Below are 16,520 nucleotides of genomic sequence, written 5' to 3'. Positions count from 1 at the left end.
CGGCGGCGACAACAGCTACTGTGTCGAATGCCGCGTGACCTGGAGAAAAAGCACTCGCAGCTCGGGCAATGACGACGCCGTCTGCGTCGAAGCCCGCCACCAGGCAGACGCGTTCCAGGTCAAAGACTCGAAACTCGGCCACGACTCCCCGATCTTCGACCCCACCCCCACAGACTTCAAGGCCCTCCTCACCACAGTCAAATTAACGCCCACCCACCAACCCCCGGCCGCAGCCCACCCAGGGCAGCGGCCATTTTCATCCCCCAACAACCCCCACTCAAACCCGCACCCACGGCCGGGAAGCACCCAAACTCACAGCTTTCGATCCGCCAAAGCTGAGGCTCATCCCCGCGCTTGCGGGGAGCACATCAGGCGCACCTTCGGTTGTCGTGCTCAACCAGGCTCATCCCCGCATATGCGGGGAGCACGAGTCCGGCAACCCCATCGACTACGCCGACCTGGGCTCATCCTCGCGCTTGCGGGGAACACCACGAGGAGTTCCGGCCCGGCGCGGAGTTCTGCGGCTCATCCCCGCGCTTGCGCGGGAGCACCGCTTGGCATTGAGGCGCTTGGCGTCTTCTTCGGGCTTATCCCCGCGTTTGCGGGGAGCACAGGTTGAACCCGACCCAACGAGGCCGGGCGGCGGGCTCATCCCCGCGCTACGGGGAGCACCTCCGGCGAGGCGGGCGGCGCGAGAGACGGTCAGGCTCATCCCCGCGCTTGCGGGGAGCACCAGAACGCCCAGGTGCGGCGGGCCCTGAACCCGGGCTCATCGCGCACTTGCGAGGAGCACCGCCAGCCACCCGTTTCCGGATCGCGTTCGGCCGGCTCATCCCCGCGCTTGCGGAAAGCACAACGACATGACCGCGATACAGCACGCCACGGTGGGCTCATCCCCGCGCTTGCGGGGAGCACAGGATTGCCAGGAGCGGCATCTCGTTCACCCCCGGCTCATCTCCGCGCTTGCGGGGAGCACCCGCCCCCGAAAGCGATAGACGCGTACTCGTCCGGCTCATCCCCGCGCTTGCGGGGAGCACGACCACGTTTACGAGCTGAGCGAAGTCAGAAGGGGCTCATCCCCGCGCTTGCGGGGAGCACCGCGGACCTTCGCGTGTGCCTCGGGGACTGGCAGGCTCATCCCCGCGCTTGCGGGGAGCACGGCCACATGGAGAGTGAGAGCCGCGGCGGTGTGGGCTCATCCCCGCGCTTGCGGGGAGCACCCGCCGAGCCGGTAGGAGACCGTGACGCGCGCGGGCTCATCCCCGCGCTTGCGGGGAGCACGCCGGGGCCGCGAAAGCCCCTGGCCGCTGCAAAGGCTCATCCCCGCGCTTGCGGGGAGCACCCGCGCGCCGCTTCGGAGATCCTGCTGGCCGGGGGCTCATCCCCGCGCTTGCGGGGAGCACGGGCAAGCGCTCGTACCCGACCGACACAACCTGGGCTCGTCCCCGCGCTTGCGGGGAGCACAAGGCGTTGAGTTCCTTGTTGTGCGTCTCGCACGGCTCATCCCCGCGCTTGCGGGGAGCACGTCCGTTCCCGGCCGTCCTTGTTGTCGCGGGTCGGCTCATCCCCGCGTTTGCGGGGAGCACCCACTTGTCGGCGGTGGTGGTGATCGGGACGACGGCTCATCCCCGCGTTTGCGGGGAGCACTCGTTGAGCGTCCCCGACAGTTCCTTCACATCGGGCTCATCCCCGCGCTTGCGGGGAGCACGACATCTGCCTGGACGTCGCGAGTGAACTCCGGGGCTCATCCCCGCGCTTGCGGGGAGCACGCCATCAACGAGGCCCTGGCCGACGTGCCGGACGGCTCATCCCCGCGCTTGCGGGGAGCACCCGGTCCACTTGTGGTCGCCGACGTAGCGGCGAGGCTCATCCCCGCGCTTGCGGGGAGCACGGGTCCATCGTCCACGTCGCCCGGCCCCGCTGGGGCTCATCCCCGCGCTTGCGGGGAGCACGGCGCATCGTATGTTTCCGTCATGAATGGTCCCGGCTCATCCCCGCGCTTGCGGGGAGCACGACCCGAGCGGCCACAGCGCGGCCCTGTTCGCGGGCTCATCCCCGCGCTTGCGGGGAGCACGAATCTGCGGCCCTTGGTAGGGCCGCCTAGGTCGGCTCATCCCCGCGCTTGCGGGGAGCACACGCACGGACTTCCGCGATAAGGCCGGGATCAGGCGGCTCATCCCCGCGCTTGCGGGGAGCACACTTCTTTACCTTGGCTTCTGGTGGGGCATGACTCGCTTTTGCAGTCACTTTCCATAGTAGCCATATGAATTGAACCTGCTGGAGGCACTTGGGGGGTGGCTTGTTTCGGGGTTGGTGCTGCGTTTTGGTCGGTCGGGTTTGTCTCGCTTCCGTGTGCTTGGTTCGTCATTTGCGGATTGGATTGAAGCGGCACTTCAAGGCCCGCCCCCGGCCCGGCTTTTGATTTGGTGCGGGTGGCCTCCTCGGGTTGCGGTTCTTTTGCGCGCTGTCTTCTGCGTCAACAGGTCGGCGCCAAGCCGCGTTCTTAGATCTCGGGTGCGAGCGACCAGAACTCGCTGGCCGCTCGCAGCCCTATTACGCCTCGGGTTGGAGTTCGGGTTCTGCCGCGGCTTCGGGCTCGGCGGGGGCCGTGGGCTTGGCCAGGACCGGGACCAGGATCGCGGCCACTGCCACGTGGAGGATCAGGAGGGTGATCTTGGTGCCGGTGGTCGCCTCGGTCAGCAGCGGCGGGAGCAGCTGCAAGAGGAACACGACCGAAGCGCCGATCAGCCACACCTTGGCGGCCTTGCGGGGCGCGATGCGGTCGAGGACCTTGCGGGCCAGCCAGCCCAGACCGCCCGCGACCAGGGCCGCGATCGCGGCCACGACAGGGGTGATCTCGATCGTCGGTTGGCCCGGGTTCGTGGCCTTCATCTCGGCGCCCAGCGCCGAGCCGATCACCGCGATCAAGGCCACCGCCGCCGCGGCGGCGAGGAGGGCGATGAGGCGGGTGCGCCAGACCGGGGCGGTCCGCGCCGATGCATTGTCTTGTGTGGACATTCATTCTCCGAACGCTCGGGCTTTCGACAGGGGAACGCGTTCCACGCTATTGCAGGTCGGGCCCTGTGTCCATCCTCGCGCGTCCTCGCTTCATGCGCGATCGTCCCGCCCCGGCTAGGCTTCGGGCATGGACGTGCTCAGCGATGTCATGACCGTGCTGCGCACCGGCCGCCCCTTCGCGGCCCGGTTCGCGCGCGTCTCGCCGTGGGCGAACCGCCACCCAGGCCACACGGGCGGCTTCGGCGTGCAGGTCATGGTGCGAGGCAGCGCGGTCGTCACCATGGACAGCGGCGAGACGTTCAAACTCGAAGAAGGCGACGCGCTGCTCCTCCCCCTCGGCGGCTCGCACACCATCGGCGACGCCGTCGACACCCCCCTCGACCCGCCCTGCGACCCCAACGCCATCAGGACCGACTCCATCGTCAGGACCAATGTGGACAACCCGACCCACGTGGCGCTCTGCATGGCCTACGAACTCGCCCCCGGCCGCACCCACCCCATGATCGCCTCGATGCCCGCATACGTGCACATGCCCGCCGACCCCGAAGCGCGGCCGGAGTTCGCCGCCGCCGTCGCGTTGCTGGACGCCGAGCTCCGCCAACAGCAGAGCGGCGGCGACACCGTGGTCCACGCGCTCCTGGACGCGATCCTGATGTACCTGCTGCGCGCCATGCTCGGCCACCGCACCGAGCAGTGCCCCTTCAGTGGCTGGGGCGCGGCCCTCGCCGACGACGCGATCGCCGCCGCGCTCGGCGCGATCCACGCCGACCCCGCCCGCCAGTGGACCGTGGCGTCCCTCGGCGAAGTCGCCGGACTCTCGCGCTCGGCGTTCTCGCGCCGCTTCACCGACCTCGTGGGCCAACCGCCCCTGGGCTACCTCACGTCCTGGCGGCTGACGCTCGCCGCGCGCCTCCTCGCCGACACCGACGCCCCACTGTCCTCAGTGGCCCGCCAAGTCGGCTACGCCTCCGAATTCGCGTTCGCCGCCGCCTTCAAACGCGACTTCGGCACGCCCCCAGGCCAATTCAGGAAGCGAACCCCCGCCTGCGACCCCACCGACCACGGCCCCGCCCTGACCGGCGAGGCGGCGCACCTGTTCCGCAGCCCCACCGTGCCGGTCTGAGACCGGCTCAGGCGCCCACTTTGCGCGCGCCCAAACCGACCGCCGCCAGGCACATCCACGCCAGGTCGGCCGCGATGGCGAGGCGCTCGGTCACCCCGATCAGGCTCGGCAGCGCCCGGAAGAACATCGCGTCGAACGTGCAGACCATGAACAGCCCCATGGCGATCGCGGCGCACACCGCGACCGGGCCGAGCGAGCCCGGCATGCCCTCGCGCCCGCGCCAGCGCCGGGACAGCAGCAGCATGGCGACGTTGGCGCAGATCAGCCCGATCCAGGCGGCGAGGCCGTGGATCTGCTCGGCGGTCGAGGGGTTCGCCCACTGCCCGGGCGGGTCGGCGGGGAAGACTGCCGCGAGTAGGACTCCGGCGGTGAGGACGCCGAACAGGACGCGTCCGGCGCGGTCGGGCACGGCCAGCGTGAGCGCGGCCGCCGCGAGCACGAACCCCCACAGCCCCAACGTGACCAGCCATCCGTGCCCGGTGTTGACGAAGCGGCTGACGGTCTCGGCGACCGGGCTCATCTCGCGGTTGACGACATCGGAGAGGGCGAAGGCGGCAGCGGTGAGGGCGCTGCCTGCGAGCACGAGGGCGTGTTGCGGTTTCATGCGGTTAACCTATTGGGGCGCATGTGGTCTCGGCGTCATCCTGGGGTTGTGGATCGGCGCTCGCGACGTACCTCCTGAGGTGCATTCGCGCGCGCCGGTTTCCGTCCGAATCGGACGCTGAGGCGATATCCTCCGCTCACGGCGGAAGGGGAACGCATGGGGACGCGAGCGCGGGTCGGGCGGGCTTGGAACGCGGTGCTATGCGGACTGGTGTTCGCGGCCTTGGTGACTCAGGTCGTGCTCGTCCTCCAGGGTGGGACCGACGTCAACAGCACCGGGCAGGGCCCGCACGAGAACCTCGCGGTGCGGCTGGTCAGGTTGTTCTCCTACTTCACGATTCAGAGCAACATCCTGGTGTGCGCGATGACCGCGCTGCTGGTCGCCAGGCCCGGCCGCGACGGGCGTGCCTGGCGCGTCCTGCATCTCGACGCGCTGCTGGGCATCGCGATCACCGGGATCGTGTTCGCGCTCGTCCTCGCGCCGCTGGGCCACTATTCGGGGGTGCCGGGGCTGCTGAACATCACGTTCCATTTCGTCTCGCCGATCGCGGTGCTGGCCGGGTGGCTCCTGTTCGGGCCTCACGGGCGCGTCGAGCCGCGCACGGTGGCCTGGGCGTTCGCCTGGCCCGCGGCGTGGATCGCCTACACGTTCGCGCACGGCGCGGCGAGCGGCTGGTACCCGTATCCGTTCCTCGACGCGGCCGAGCTCGGTTACCCGGTGGCGTTGCGCAACACCGCGATCGTGCTGGTCGCGGCACTCATCCTCGCGGCGCTGGCCGGGTGGGCCGACCGGCGGTTGGCGCGGGTTCAGGCCTGAGCGCCTCGGGAGCGCAGGGCCAAGACCACGACCGGGACGAGCAGCAGCGCGCCGATCCACAGCACGCTCGACGTCCCGGCCTCGTCCACGGCCAGGCCGCCCGCGAAGGAGCCCGCGGCGATCGAGAGGTTGAACATGACCGTGTTCAGCGAGGTCGCGACCTCGACTTCGCCGGGCTCGACGGACTTCATGAACCAGGTCTGGACGGCGGGCGAGACCAGGCCGTAGCCCAGGCCCCACAGCATGAGGACCGCGGTCGCCGAGAACAGGTCGCCGACCGCGAAGGCCAAGAGCGCCATGCCGACGGCCATCACGATGCCGAGCGCGGCGAGCGTCAGGCGCAGGTGGCGGCCGATGAGCGCCCCGGAGGCCACGGTCGCGACGAGCGCGGCCGCGCCGAACGCGAGGAGCAGCAGGCTGACCTGCGAGGCCGCGATCCCGTTGGACTGGAGGATCGGGCTGATGAACGTGTAGGCGATGAAGTGCCCGGTCACGATCAGGAACGTGAAGACCAGGCCCAGGCGCACCGACTTGTTGCGCCGCACCAGGTTCGGAAGAGAGGCGAACGAGACCGTGGTGTTGGAGGGGAGCTTCGGCACCAGCAGCGCGATCGCGGCCATGGCCAGCGCGGCGAGGCCCACGAGGGACCACAGGGCCGCGCGCCATCCGAACTCGTCGCCGATGAGGGTGCCGAGCGGCACGCCGAGCACGGTGGCCGCGCCGATGCCGCCGTAGATCGCGGCGGTGGCGCGGGGGACGTCCCTTTCGGGGACCAGGCGCAGCGCGATGCCGCCCGCGACGGCCCAGAACGCGCCGATCGAGATGCCGACGAGGACGCGCGCGGCCAGGAGCGGGCCGAATCCGGTGGCGGTGGCGGCGCCGATGTTCGCGCCGGCCACGAGCACGGCGAGGCCGATGAGCACGAGGCGGCGGTCGAGGCGGCGGGTGAAGACCACGCTCAGGGGCGCGGCGATGGCGGCCACGAGGCCGGGGACGGTGACCATGAGGCCCGCGGTGCCGGGGCTGACGCCCAGTTCGGAGCCGATCGGGGTGAGCAGGCCGACGGGCAGGACCTCGGAGGTCATGACGACGAAGACGCCGAGCGCGACGGCGGCCACGGCGAGCCACTGCTTCGCGGTGGCGCGCTCCGCGGGCGCACTGACGACGGGGGTGGGGCGTTCGAGGGTGGTCACGGCGGACTCTCCAAGCGGTACAGCGGTCGATTCACGGCAAGACCCTGCGGGTCTCATTGCCGGAACCGGTCCACCACTCGGTCCGCGCGAAGGCGGCGCGGGCTGGGTCCGTACAGGGGCCAAAGGCCCGAGGGCCTGCGGCCGGAGGAGTGATCCTCCTTGGCGGTGTACGTTCCTTCGCCCGGTCCGAACGCAGCGCGTCCGGGGCGTCGCCTTACCTCTCCAGGGTAGCAGCGCCCGCGCGCGCCACGCAGCCTCGAACGCCTGTCTGGTTCGCTACACGGGACGCGAGCCGTGTCCGAGTCGGGCACTTGCGCGGCCGTGGCAGACTCGCTTAGCGCTCGGCGAGACGAGCGCCACGTACGGAAGGAATCACGGCCGATGTCAGCAGAAGGCGGCACCAAGGCGATCGTCGCGGCGCTCTTGGCGAATACGGGTATCGCGGTCAGCAAGTTCGTCGCGGCGGCCATCACCGGTTCGGCGTCGATGCTGGCCGAGGGCGTGCACTCGGTGGCCGACGCGTCCAACCAGGTCCTTCTGCTCATCGGCGGCAAGGCCTCCCGGAAGGCGGCCAGCCCGGCCCACCCGTTCGGGTACGGGCGCGAACGCTACATCTACGCGTTCATCGTCTCGATCGTCCTGTTCTCCATCGGCGGCTTGTACGCGATGTACGAGGGCTATCACAAGCTGTCCCACCACGGCGAGCTGACGACGCCGCTGGTGGCCGTGATCGTGCTGGTCGTGGCGATCATCCTGGAGTCGTTCTCGCTGCGCACGGCCGTCAAGGAGTCCAATGCGGTGCGCGGGAAGCAGTCGTGGACGCAGTTCATCAAGGGTTCGCGGTCGCCTGAGCTGCCGGTGATCCTGCTGGAGGACGTCGGCGCGCTCGTCGGCCTCGTCCTGGCGCTGCTGGGCGTGAGCCTGTCGTGGGCCACCGGGAACATCGTCTTCGACGCCTTGGGCACCCTCAGCATCGGCGTCCTGCTGGTCCTCATCGCGATCGTCCTGGCGATCGAGATCCGCTCGATGCTCATCGGCGAGTCGGCCACGCTGGAGGACATCGCGGCGATCACGACCGCGATCAACGAAGGCGACGAGAACAGCCTCATCCACCTCAAGACCCTGCACATCGGCCCCGACGAGCTGCTCGTGGCCGCCAAGATCGGGATCGGCCGGTCCGAGACCGGCGAAGAGGTCGCCGCCGAGATCGACGCGGCCGAAGCGCGCATCCGCGCGGCCGTCCCCAAGGCGAAGCTCATCTACATCGAGCCGGACATCCCCCGCGTCGCGGCTTAGGCTGCGGGCATGGCGAAACTGGTGCTCGACCTGCACGACATCTACAACAAGGGCGACCTCATCGAGCGCGCCTTGCGGGACGTGATCGACGAGGCGGTCGCCAAGAAGATCGACCTCGTCGAGATCATCCCCGGCAAGGGCTCGGGGCAGCTCAAGAAGAAGGTGCTCAGGTTCCTCGACCAGAAGGAGGTCAAGGCCCTGTACCACCGGGTGGACAAGGACTCGAAGAACTTCGGGCGCCTCTTCGTCCATTTTCAGCACAAGAAGTTGCGCCGATAAATAACACTCGTCTAAACTGAGTCATGGATGAGATACCCCCCATCTTCCAGGGGAAAGATGCCTTGCGGCGCAAGGTGATTGCGATCTATTGCCGGATCTCCGTTGACAAGCGTGGGCGCAAAGAAGGCGTAGCGAAGCAGCAGAAATGGGGCCTCGCGTACGCGGAGCGTCAGTGGCCGGGCGTTCCCGTTGAGGTGTTCTCCGACAACGACCTTTCCGCGATCGACCCCAACGTGATCCGCCCGGACTTCGAGCGGCTGCGTGTTTGGGTCTCCCAGGGCCGCATCGCCGCGATCTGGGTCGTCGAGCAGTTCCGGTTCGTGCGCCGCCCCAGCGAATGGTTCATGGTCGCAGAGGAACTGACCGCCGCCGGCATTGACGAGATCCACACCAACCGAGACGGTGTCGTGATCGTTCAGGACGAGGTCGCCGGGATTAAGGCGGTGCTCGGCGGCGGAGAAGTTCGGCGGCTCAAGTCGCGGGTTGCCGACACACTGAAGGAGAACGCGATCCAGGGGCTGCCGCCGCACGCTCCGCCCGCCGGGTACAGGAACACGAAAGTTCGCGGGGTGCGCACATACGAGATCGTCGAGGAGGAGTGGCGCCCGCGGTTGTGGGCGGCGAAGGCAGTACTCGACGGCTGGAGCATTCAGTCCGCCGCGGCCGAGCTGCGTACGTTGGGGGTCCCGGGTTCGCATCGGCGGATCATCCGCGATGAGGATGGAGACCCGATCATCGACGAAGAAACCGGCGAGGAGTCGTGGCGCCCAACGATCATGCGGCACGGGACGCTGCGGCAGTGGCTCATCAGCCCGACGGTCGCGGGCCTGCGTGTCTTCAAAGGAGAGCTCATCGGGCAGGGAAACTGGCCGCCCTTGCTCTGCGAGGACCCTTTCGCTGAGGACGCGCACGCGCAGGCGCTGGCGATGCGGAACCGGCTGCTGGCTCGCATGAAGCAGCCCCGCGAGGTCACCACGAGGGCCGGCAAGACCTTCAAAATCACTGCGGCGGTGATTGACCAGCCCCGAACTCGCCGCCGCTACCTCCTGACTGGGGGCGTGGCCGTTTGCGCTGCATGCGGACACAAACTGGTGGCGGGGATCAAATCGTTCGGTCGCGGCGAGCGAAAGCGGAGCGTGCCGTACTACTGGTGCACAACCACATACGGCGGCGGCGGGTGCGTCGGCATCAAAGCCGACTGGCTCGAAAACCATGTGCGCGACCGCCTGATGAGCTACGTCGCAACTCCGGAGTTCGCCGCCGCGTTCGGCACCGACCCGCATGCGGCGCAGCGAGACGTCCTTTTGGACGAGCTGGAATCCATGAGCATCAAGCGCAGCAAGCTCGCCGCGCTTTGGGCGAGCGAGTCGCTGGGGGATGTGGAGTGGGAATCCGCGAAGGCGGTGCTCGACGAACGCGAGGGCGCGATCCAGGCGGAGCTTCTTTCGGTCCCTCCCCCGCCGCCGGATGACGACCTGGACCCTCGTGTCCTGAAGGACCCGCGGGTGTGGGAGCACATGACGCTCGGGGAGCGCCGGGCTGTGATCGACCTCGTCGTCGGCAAGGTGCGTTTGGGCAAGGCAACGCCGCCCTACGCGCGATTCGACTCGACCAGGATCACGATCGAGTGGCGGTAGGCGGTGCGGCGGGGTGCGGTCCCCTTCTCCCCGCCGCACCGTCCCCTGGCCTTAGTTGTTGCGCCAGGAGTCTTGCGGGACACCGTCTTCGATGAACGCGGCGCCGAGGGCGACGCCTTGCTGCTCGATCGTCGCTAGTTGCTGTTGGGCGTGGCCGAGGCGGCGTTCGGTTTCGGCGAGGCGGCGTTCGGCGTCTTCGATGAGCTTGCAGAGCCGGGCGAGCTTGCGATGCGAACGATTCAACGCGCCTTGCGTGGCGCTGGCGTGGGCCTCGGCGGCGGCTTCGAGGCGGTCATGACGTTCGTCGAAGCGCGAGCAAACGCGTTGGACAACCAGTTCGAGGCCCCAGAACAGCCATGCTGCGAGGGAGAAGCACACGGCGGCGAGGACGCCGTTCATGAGGATCGGCTGGTGTTCGATCGAGACGAGCGGCTGGCGGATGTGGAGGGTCGCGGTAACGACTCCGACGAGGGCGGGCATGGCACCCAGCAGGGGGTGGATGGTGTTCCGCCGCTGTGCTGGCTGTGACTGTTGTGAGTCCTGTTCTGTCATGTGTATTCCTGTTATCGCCGAGGATGTGCTTATCAGCGCTCCAGCACCGTCTAAGAACACTATGTGTCGGCTAGGCGACAAAACAAGGCCTGCGAGGTCATCCGTTCGTCCCAGGTTTCGCGACCGAATCGGTTGCAACCTGTAGCCGACCCTATTCGTTAGGGTGACCGCCCTCGGCGTCCTCGCGGGCCTGGCGCATGTCGGCTTCGGCGCGCTCGAAGAACCTGTCCAAGAGCGCCTCGTGCGCGGCTTCGTAGTCCCCAAGCATCCGCTTATACTCCGCGCGCTGCGCTGGCGACAGGTTGAGACGGAGCAGCGCCTCGGCGCGCCGCCGCTTCGCTTCGAGGCTGCTCAAGCGTTCGCCGCTGGAGGAAACGGCCCAGCCGAGGTGCCCGTAGGGCTCGGCGCGGTCCTCGTCAGAGATGCCGAGCCGATCAAACTCGCGCTCCACAGTTTCGCGCGTCGGCCCGGCCATCTCGTTGGTGAGCTTGTACCAGCGGCTGACGTTGGCGCGGTTGACGTCCCGATCCTCCATGAACTTGCGATGCGAGACGCCCTCGGCGCGCGCGAGCGCGTCGACCGTGCGCCGCAGCCATCTTCCGAACGCGGGGAGATCACGTCCGGGGCCGGGATTATCTGTCCTGGGCATAAGACCACGATAGGTCTGTGGGCGATGCCGCCGCTCCCAGGTTGATGGTTTGTCACGAGGATAAGACCACTTCATAGTGGGTGTGGTGGTCCTGCGGTCACGACTCAGTACGCGCATTACCTAATCTTATGTCCTGTACGCAGGACACGGCTCATACTTTCGGTCAGTCGAACTTGGCCAAACAGCTATGGTCTTATCCATAAGACCATGACTAGAGTGGTCTCATGAATAAGACCACGGGGCCGGTGGAGCCGGTCAAGGGCTTCGACATCGCAATCGTGCGAGGTCGTCCCTGCTACTTCATCGACGACGTTCCGGACGTCGTCGATATCTGCCGACGCCAGGTCGACCGCGAGGTGAAGCGGGGGCACCTGAAGCGGATCAAGCGAGGACAGCTCACGTTCATCCGCATCGACGAGGCACACGAGCTGCGGTCGATCGTCGAGCAGCGACGGAAGGAGCGGGCCGATGTCTAGCGCTGACGGCGACCGCCCCGGGGGGCCTTCGAGCCCGCCAGGCCCCCAGCCGATCTCACCGAAGCCGAAGGCGATGGACCCCGCGACGGCGAGCGTGCTCGCGTCGGTCTGGCGACGGGCGATGGATCGGGCGGGCCTGACGATCGCCGATCTCCGGGCCCCGGACGCCGAGCACGTCCGGGCCGCATAGACCACTCACCGCCAGCGATCTGATTCCCGCTGGCAGGGCCGCCCCAACGGGCACGGGGCGGCCCATCACAGACCACCCGGGGCACCGGGAGGTGAAGGCGGAGCTGATCACCCGCTGGCCGTGCTCATGAGAGCCGGACCTAGTCGGCCGTACAAGGCGCAGGCGGGGGTCTGGGGGTCGGGTCGAGTCCCGAACGCGGCACGACAGATGAGTGAAGCCCCGGTCGCGGGAACGGCCGGGGCGGATCTCCCAGACGCGAAATGCAGAAGGAGCGTCATAGATGATCACCAACAACACTACCGGGACTCAGCAGGAGAACGACCCGGCCGGGCTGGGTGCCGAGACGCCCGCCCGTACGGCGTGGATCGCGGGGATGCGGTCCCTGCTCGATGCGCTCGAAGCCGACCCCGAAATCCGGCTCCCGCGTGCCGCGCAGGAGCCGGTGAAGTTCTACGTCGCCGGGCACGAGGACGCCGAGCGGATCGCCGGCCTCCTCGACGACGTCCAGCGCCACGACCGACCGGAGCGGATCTTCCGGTACGAGACGACCGGACGCATCGGGGCCGTCGAGGTCGCCGTCTACACCGGCGAGATGTCGGGGGTGTCGCTGTGAACGCCGATGCTGTCCTGGTTGTCGCGCTGTTCTGGGTCGTCGCCGTCCTGATGGTCGCCGTGACCCTCGCCGCGTGGTCGCTGGCCCCGCGGGTCCTCGCCGTGATGATGCGGCGGCGCCCGCGCCACCGATTCTCCCGCACGGGCCCGGGCGCGCAGTACTGGGTGCGGTCGCCCGCCATGGTGATCACCGCCGAGTACGACATCGTCGAAGGCGAGGCGACGTCATGAGCTACGTGATCGCGTGCGCTGTCGCTGTCCTGGTCGGCCTGACCGCTGGTGTCGTCGTGCACTGGCCGGAACTGCGCGACCTGCGCGCGGCGGTCCAGCGGCAGGCCGGGGAGCTCCACACCGACGACCGGACGCCGAGGCATCCGTTCACTGCGGCGGGCCCGGACGACGTCGAGGCCCGCAACCGGATCGGGGGCCGTCGATGATCGCTCACCGCACCCTCGCCGTCGTCGCGTTGACGCTCCGCGCCGCCCGCGCGGCCCTGTCCCGCCCGGAACTGCCCGGGCTCGACGAGCCGACCCGCGAATACGACCCCGTCGACCTCGATGACCTGGGGCCGCGCGCGCCTCGCCAGATCCACGGCCTGACCGCGTCCGAGCTCGCCGCCGAGGACCGGTCGCAGCGGCATCACCTGCGCCGCATCGAGATGGAGCTGATCGGCGACGCGGATTTCCGGACCCTCGCCGCGAGCTTGCTCGACCAGCTCCCCGATTCGTAACCCCCGAGCGGGGGCGTGCGCTGGCGCCGCGCCCCCGCCACCACCCGAAAGGCCACACCATGACCGATCTCAGCCACCACGACACGCGGGCCCTTGACCTGCTCAAGTGCCTCTACTGGGGCCAGGATCTCACCACCACCGTCAACCTGCTCAACATCACCTGGAACCAGCCGGTCATCCCCGACGACGACGGCGAATACACCGCCGTGCGGTACCTCCAGGTCCTCGTCGAGGATGCGGCGTCGGACGTCGTCAATCGCCCCGAGGCCGGCGAACCAGTGGACCCCGGGGACCTGGAGTACGACCTCCAGGCCATCGAGAAGTTCCGCCGCCTCGCCGAGCGCGGCCGCGAGATCGGCCGCCTGGCCGAGCTGATCGCCGACATGCTCCAGGCCCCGTACAACGACGACGGCGGCGAGCACGAGGGCCCGGACCTGTCCGACCCGGTGACCGACATGCACGGGGACGACCCGTGGGGCCCCGAGGCGCTCGCCGCCGTCGGGCACGAGGCCGAGGACGGTGAGTCGCTGTGACCACCGAGTACACCGCCGCCGAGCAGGCCGCCGCCGAGGCGCTGCGCCGCGAGTTCTACGACGGCGTGGGGATGACCGAGTTCGCCGACGCCGGTCGCGCCGCTGCCGAGGCTGCCGAGCCGTTCCACCAGATCGGCGCCTACGAGGAGGCCGCCGACGCGCTCGGGCAGCTCGTGGACCTGCACCTGGGGTCCGGGATGTCCGAGGCCGAGGCGCGGGGCGTTCACATGGCCCGCAACCTCATCACCGACCAGGCCGCAGCGATCCGCGACGACCTCGCCGAGGCGGGTGAGCCGAAGTGACCGCGCTCGAACGCTTCACCTTCCCCGTCACCGGCGCCGCGGTGCGCACGGTCGAGCTCGACGGCGAGCCGTACTTCGTCGCCGCCGACGTGACCGCGATCCTCGGCTACACGAATGGCCGCGCCGCGGTCGCGCAGCACGTCGACGAGGAGGACCGCAATACCGTCGCGATCCGCGACGGTATGCGCGGGAACCCGAACGCGACCGCCGTCAACGAATCCGGCCTGTACGCGCTCATCTTCGGCTCCCGCCTGGAGTCCGCGAAGGTGTTCAAGCGGTGGGTCACCGCCGACGTCCTCCCGACGCTGCGCCGCACCGGCTCCTACTCGGTCGCGGTCCCGCAGTCCCTCCCCGAGGCCCTGCGCGCCTACGCCGACGAGGTCGAGTCACACCAGCACACCAAGGCCGCGCTCAACGAGGCCACCCCGAAGGCCGACGCCTGGGACGTGCTCGCCGCCGCGAAGGGCGACTACTCCGTCCGCGAGGCCGCGCACATCCTCAACCGCGACCCCGCCATCGACACCGGGCAGAACCGGTTGTTCCGCAAGCTCCGGGAGCTGAAGCTCCTGGATGCGCGCGGCATCCCCTACGCCCGGCACTCCCGGCACGTCGTGCTCCGCGCCCGCACCTGGCGCACACCCGACGGTGTCGAGCAGACCGACGACCAGGTCCGCATCACCGCTGACGGCCTGAAGTACCTGCGCCGCTGCCTCGGCGCGTCCCCCGAGCTCCCGGGTCTGGAGCACGCCCTCGCCACCACCTCCACGGAAGGCCAGTAGAGCCATGACCGACACCATCAAGCGCCCCGAGTGGCACACCACGACCGAGACCGCCCGCGACACCGAGATCGCCGAACTGCGCCGCCGCCTCGCCGAGGCCGAAACCGAGCGCGACGACAACGCCGCGGTCATCTCGCGCGCCATCAAGGCGCTGGCCGCCGAGCACGCCGACGCCGCGCGCGTCGCCGTCGAGATGGGTGACGACCCCGACCAGTACGCGGCGATGCTCCTGACCGGGCAGCGCAACGGCACGCACCGCGCCTTCGCGATTGTGCTGCGCGCGACGCTGACGTACGCCTCGGTCGACGAGGCCGCGCGGCGGATCGCCGAGGGCACCGCCTGGGGCCAGACCGACACCCCGCAGTACGGGCCCGACGGATTCACGCCCCTGTGCGAGATCGGACCGTTCTGATGGGGTTCGAACTCTCCGACGATTACGTTGATGTCGCCGAGCGGATCACCGAGTTCCGCGACAAGCACCCCGAGGGGTCCTTCCAGCAGCTGAAGCTCGACTTCGTCAAGGTCGCCGGCAAGGACTGGGTGGTCTATACCGCCGCGGCCTACCGCGACCCCGACGACAAGCGGCCCGGTATGGGCACCGCCTGGGAGGAGATCCCCGGCCGGACCCCGTACACGAAGGGCTCCGAGGTCCAGAACGCCGAGACCTCAGCATGGGGCCGCGCGATCGTGGCCGCCCTCGCCGCCGACACGAAACGCGGCATCGCCTCCGCGCAAGAGGTTCGCAACCGGCGAGCTGAGTCCTTCGAGGACGCCACACCCGCCCCGCCGCAGCGGCCCCCGTTCAACCCTGGGCCTGAGGCAGCCGAGCTCATGGCGAGCGTGCTCTCCGCCGTCCACAAGGGCGCGCTCACCCGCGTGTGGAAGCGCATCGCCGAGGCCAGCACGAAACAGATCATCACCAAGGCCGAAGCCGACGCGCTGCGCGCCAAGGCCACCGAGCGGGCCGCAGCGCTGCCGCCCGACCCCGACACGGTGCAGGACGCCGCCGAGGACACCCAGGACACCCCCACCAGCCCCGCCTTGGAAGGCGAGCTGATCGAGAACGGAACCCCCGCATGACCGAATTGAAGACGCTCGCCCGCGAAGCCATGGCCGCGAAGCTGTTCGCCGACGAGGTCAAAGCCCGCGGTGACGCCGCCAAGGAGCGGCTCCTCTACGAGATGACCGCCTCGGGCGCTGAGCGTGTCCGTGTCGCCGACGAGGACGGTACCGACCTCGGGGCTGTTTCGGTCGGGGCGGGCCGGACCTCCGCGACCGTGGTCGACGAGGCCGCGTTCACGGCCTGGGTCGCCGAAACCTACCCCGACGCGATCGTGACCACGGTGGACCCGGACGTGCGGTTGCGGCTGCTGAACGCCGCGAAGAAGGCGAAGGCCCCCGTTGACACCTCGACCGGGGAGGTCATCCCCGGGGTCGACATCACCGAGGGTGCCGCGTACGTCTCGGCACGGCCCTCGGCCGAGGCGAAGGAACGCGCCAGGGAGCTGCTGGCCGGGTCGGGTCTGCTGGAACTGGCGGCCGGGCAGTGAACACCGCCCCCGCCCCGTCCCCCGCGCGCGTGCTGCGCGCGCGGGTGGCGCCCTGCCGCAACCCGCGCTGTCCGTTCGAGGACGACCTCGCCGTCACCTGCCCCGCCCACCCCGGCGACGTCAAGCACTGCTTGACGCGCGAGGACGCGTACCGGCAGGCGCAGATCCACATCACCCGCCA

The 16,520-nt window shown here is 69.3% G+C and carries 22 protein-coding genes, 1 pseudogene and 1 CRISPR repeat array; of the genes and pseudogenes, 18 read left to right on the top strand and 5 right to left on the bottom strand.

The annotated features are described in order from the left end of the window. Nucleotides 1–34 precede the first annotated feature (34 nt). Nucleotides 35–190: pseudogene (locus AB0B28_RS08385) on the top strand (DUF397 domain-containing protein); the annotation flags it as partial. Nucleotides 191–339: 149 nt separating this feature from the next. Further along, a CRISPR array of direct repeats spans nt 340–2,198; the repeat unit is 28 nt; unit sequence GGCTCATCCCCGCGCTTGCGGGGAGCAC. A gap of 355 nt (nt 2,199–2,553) precedes the next feature. Here the strand turns inward: AB0B28_RS08385 and AB0B28_RS08380 are convergent. Then, nucleotides 2,554–3,018: a DUF6069 family protein gene (locus AB0B28_RS08380; protein WP_360118594.1), complete on the bottom strand. Its 465-nt coding sequence runs from the start codon at nt 3,016–3,018 to the stop codon at nt 2,554–2,556. Between the two features lie 127 nt (nt 3,019–3,145). Between AB0B28_RS08380 and AB0B28_RS08375 the strand changes: the two genes are divergently transcribed. Beyond that, complete coding sequence (locus AB0B28_RS08375; protein WP_360118592.1) at nt 3,146–4,141, top strand: AraC family transcriptional regulator; 996 nt, start codon at nt 3,146–3,148, stop codon at nt 4,139–4,141. Nucleotides 4,142–4,148: 7 nt separating this feature from the next. On the opposite strand, the gene AB0B28_RS08370 is transcribed toward AB0B28_RS08375, so the two are convergent. After that, a complete protein-coding gene (locus tag AB0B28_RS08370) occupies nt 4,149–4,745 on the bottom strand; it encodes a DUF998 domain-containing protein (protein ID WP_360118590.1) in 597 nt (198 codons plus the stop codon). A 156-nt stretch (nt 4,746–4,901) separates the two neighbouring features. Between AB0B28_RS08370 and AB0B28_RS08365 the strand changes: the two genes are divergently transcribed. After that, nucleotides 4,902–5,561, top strand: coding sequence for a Pr6Pr family membrane protein (locus AB0B28_RS08365; protein WP_360118588.1), 660 nt, complete (start codon nt 4,902–4,904; stop codon nt 5,559–5,561). Here AB0B28_RS08365 and AB0B28_RS08360 read toward each other — a convergent pair. Next, nucleotides 5,552–6,754: an MFS transporter gene (locus AB0B28_RS08360; protein WP_360118586.1), complete on the bottom strand. Its 1,203-nt coding sequence runs from the start codon at nt 6,752–6,754 to the stop codon at nt 5,552–5,554. The two genes, AB0B28_RS08365 and AB0B28_RS08360, sit on opposite strands and share 10 nt — an antisense overlap. 381 nt (nt 6,755–7,135) lie before the next feature. On the opposite strand from AB0B28_RS08360, the gene AB0B28_RS08355 reads away from it, so the two are divergent. From AB0B28_RS08355 to AB0B28_RS08345, 3 genes are read left to right on the top strand one after another with little or no spacing between them, the layout of a single operon-like run. Next, entirely contained in the window at nt 7,136–8,050 is a 915-nt protein-coding gene (locus AB0B28_RS08355; RefSeq protein ID WP_360118583.1) for a cation diffusion facilitator family transporter, read from the top strand. 9 nt (nt 8,051–8,059) lie between these two features. Beyond that, nucleotides 8,060–8,329 carry a Smr/MutS family protein gene (locus AB0B28_RS08350; protein ID WP_360118581.1) on the top strand — a complete coding sequence of 90 codons (270 nt, stop codon included), beginning with the start codon at nt 8,060–8,062 and terminating at the stop codon, nt 8,327–8,329. 23 nt (nt 8,330–8,352) lie between these two features. Next, on the top strand, nt 8,353–9,966 hold the full coding sequence (locus AB0B28_RS08345; protein WP_360118579.1) for a recombinase family protein: 1,614 nt from the start codon (nt 8,353–8,355) through the stop codon (nt 9,964–9,966). A gap of 51 nt (nt 9,967–10,017) precedes the next feature. Here AB0B28_RS08345 and AB0B28_RS08340 read toward each other — a convergent pair whose 3' ends face one another. Then, nucleotides 10,018–10,446, bottom strand: coding sequence for a hypothetical protein (locus AB0B28_RS08340; protein ID WP_360118577.1), 429 nt, complete (start codon nt 10,444–10,446; stop codon nt 10,018–10,020). 223 nt (nt 10,447–10,669) lie between these two features. Then, nucleotides 10,670–11,167 carry a hypothetical protein gene (locus AB0B28_RS08335; RefSeq protein ID WP_360118576.1) on the bottom strand — a complete coding sequence of 166 codons (498 nt, stop codon included), beginning with the start codon at nt 11,165–11,167 and terminating at the stop codon, nt 10,670–10,672. A gap of 224 nt (nt 11,168–11,391) precedes the next feature. Here AB0B28_RS08335 and AB0B28_RS08330 point away from each other — a divergent pair, with 224 nt between their 5' ends. The 12 genes from AB0B28_RS08330 (at nt 11,392) to AB0B28_RS08275 (ending at nt 16,339) form a co-directional block, all read left to right on the top strand. Continuing rightward, entirely contained in the window at nt 11,392–11,643 is a 252-nt protein-coding gene (locus tag AB0B28_RS08330) for a hypothetical protein (RefSeq protein ID WP_360118574.1), read from the top strand. Further along, on the top strand, nt 11,636–11,833 hold the full coding sequence (locus AB0B28_RS08325) for a hypothetical protein (RefSeq protein ID WP_360118572.1): 198 nt from the start codon (nt 11,636–11,638) through the stop codon (nt 11,831–11,833). The genes AB0B28_RS08330 and AB0B28_RS08325 overlap by 8 nt, the downstream gene beginning before the upstream one ends. A gap of 280 nt (nt 11,834–12,113) precedes the next feature. Then, entirely contained in the window at nt 12,114–12,446 is a 333-nt protein-coding gene (locus AB0B28_RS08320; RefSeq protein ID WP_360118570.1) for a hypothetical protein, read from the top strand. Next, the gene (locus AB0B28_RS08315) at nt 12,443–12,676 is read left to right on the top strand and encodes a hypothetical protein (protein WP_360118568.1); all 234 of its coding nucleotides are present in this window, start codon (nt 12,443–12,445) and stop codon (nt 12,674–12,676) included. The genes AB0B28_RS08320 and AB0B28_RS08315 overlap by 4 nt, the downstream gene beginning before the upstream one ends. Continuing rightward, the gene (locus AB0B28_RS08310; protein WP_360118566.1) at nt 12,673–12,882 is read left to right on the top strand and encodes a hypothetical protein; all 210 of its coding nucleotides are present in this window, start codon (nt 12,673–12,675) and stop codon (nt 12,880–12,882) included. The genes AB0B28_RS08315 and AB0B28_RS08310 overlap by 4 nt, the downstream gene beginning before the upstream one ends. After that, nucleotides 12,879–13,175, top strand: coding sequence for a hypothetical protein (locus tag AB0B28_RS08305; RefSeq protein ID WP_360118563.1), 297 nt, complete (start codon nt 12,879–12,881; stop codon nt 13,173–13,175). Before AB0B28_RS08310 ends, AB0B28_RS08305 begins: the two co-directional genes overlap by 4 nt. 59 nt (nt 13,176–13,234) lie before the next feature. Beyond that, nucleotides 13,235–13,708, top strand: coding sequence for a hypothetical protein (locus tag AB0B28_RS08300; protein ID WP_360118560.1), 474 nt, complete (start codon nt 13,235–13,237; stop codon nt 13,706–13,708). Further along, the gene (locus AB0B28_RS08295) at nt 13,705–14,010 is read left to right on the top strand and encodes a hypothetical protein (protein WP_360118557.1); all 306 of its coding nucleotides are present in this window, start codon (nt 13,705–13,707) and stop codon (nt 14,008–14,010) included. Before AB0B28_RS08300 ends, AB0B28_RS08295 begins: the two co-directional genes overlap by 4 nt. Beyond that, on the top strand, nt 14,007–14,789 hold the full coding sequence (locus AB0B28_RS08290; RefSeq protein WP_360118554.1) for a BRO family protein: 783 nt from the start codon (nt 14,007–14,009) through the stop codon (nt 14,787–14,789). The genes AB0B28_RS08295 and AB0B28_RS08290 overlap by 4 nt, the downstream gene beginning before the upstream one ends. 4 nt (nt 14,790–14,793) lie before the next feature. Further along, on the top strand, nt 14,794–15,201 hold the full coding sequence (locus tag AB0B28_RS08285; RefSeq protein ID WP_360118551.1) for a hypothetical protein: 408 nt from the start codon (nt 14,794–14,796) through the stop codon (nt 15,199–15,201). Then, a complete protein-coding gene (locus AB0B28_RS08280; RefSeq protein ID WP_360118548.1) occupies nt 15,201–15,869 on the top strand; it encodes a hypothetical protein in 669 nt (222 codons plus the stop codon). Before AB0B28_RS08285 ends, AB0B28_RS08280 begins: the two co-directional genes overlap by 1 nt. Continuing rightward, a complete protein-coding gene (locus tag AB0B28_RS08275; RefSeq protein ID WP_360118545.1) occupies nt 15,866–16,339 on the top strand; it encodes a hypothetical protein in 474 nt (157 codons plus the stop codon). Before AB0B28_RS08280 ends, AB0B28_RS08275 begins: the two co-directional genes overlap by 4 nt. Nucleotides 16,340–16,520: the final 181 nt, after the last annotated feature.

The organism is Glycomyces sp. NPDC046736 (assembly GCF_040645615.1).
In the GTDB taxonomy this organism is placed as follows: domain Bacteria; phylum Actinomycetota; class Actinomycetes; order Mycobacteriales; family Micromonosporaceae; genus Glycomyces.
Note: the sequence above shows the minus strand (reverse complement) of the source record. Positions and strands in the feature narration are given on the sequence as shown.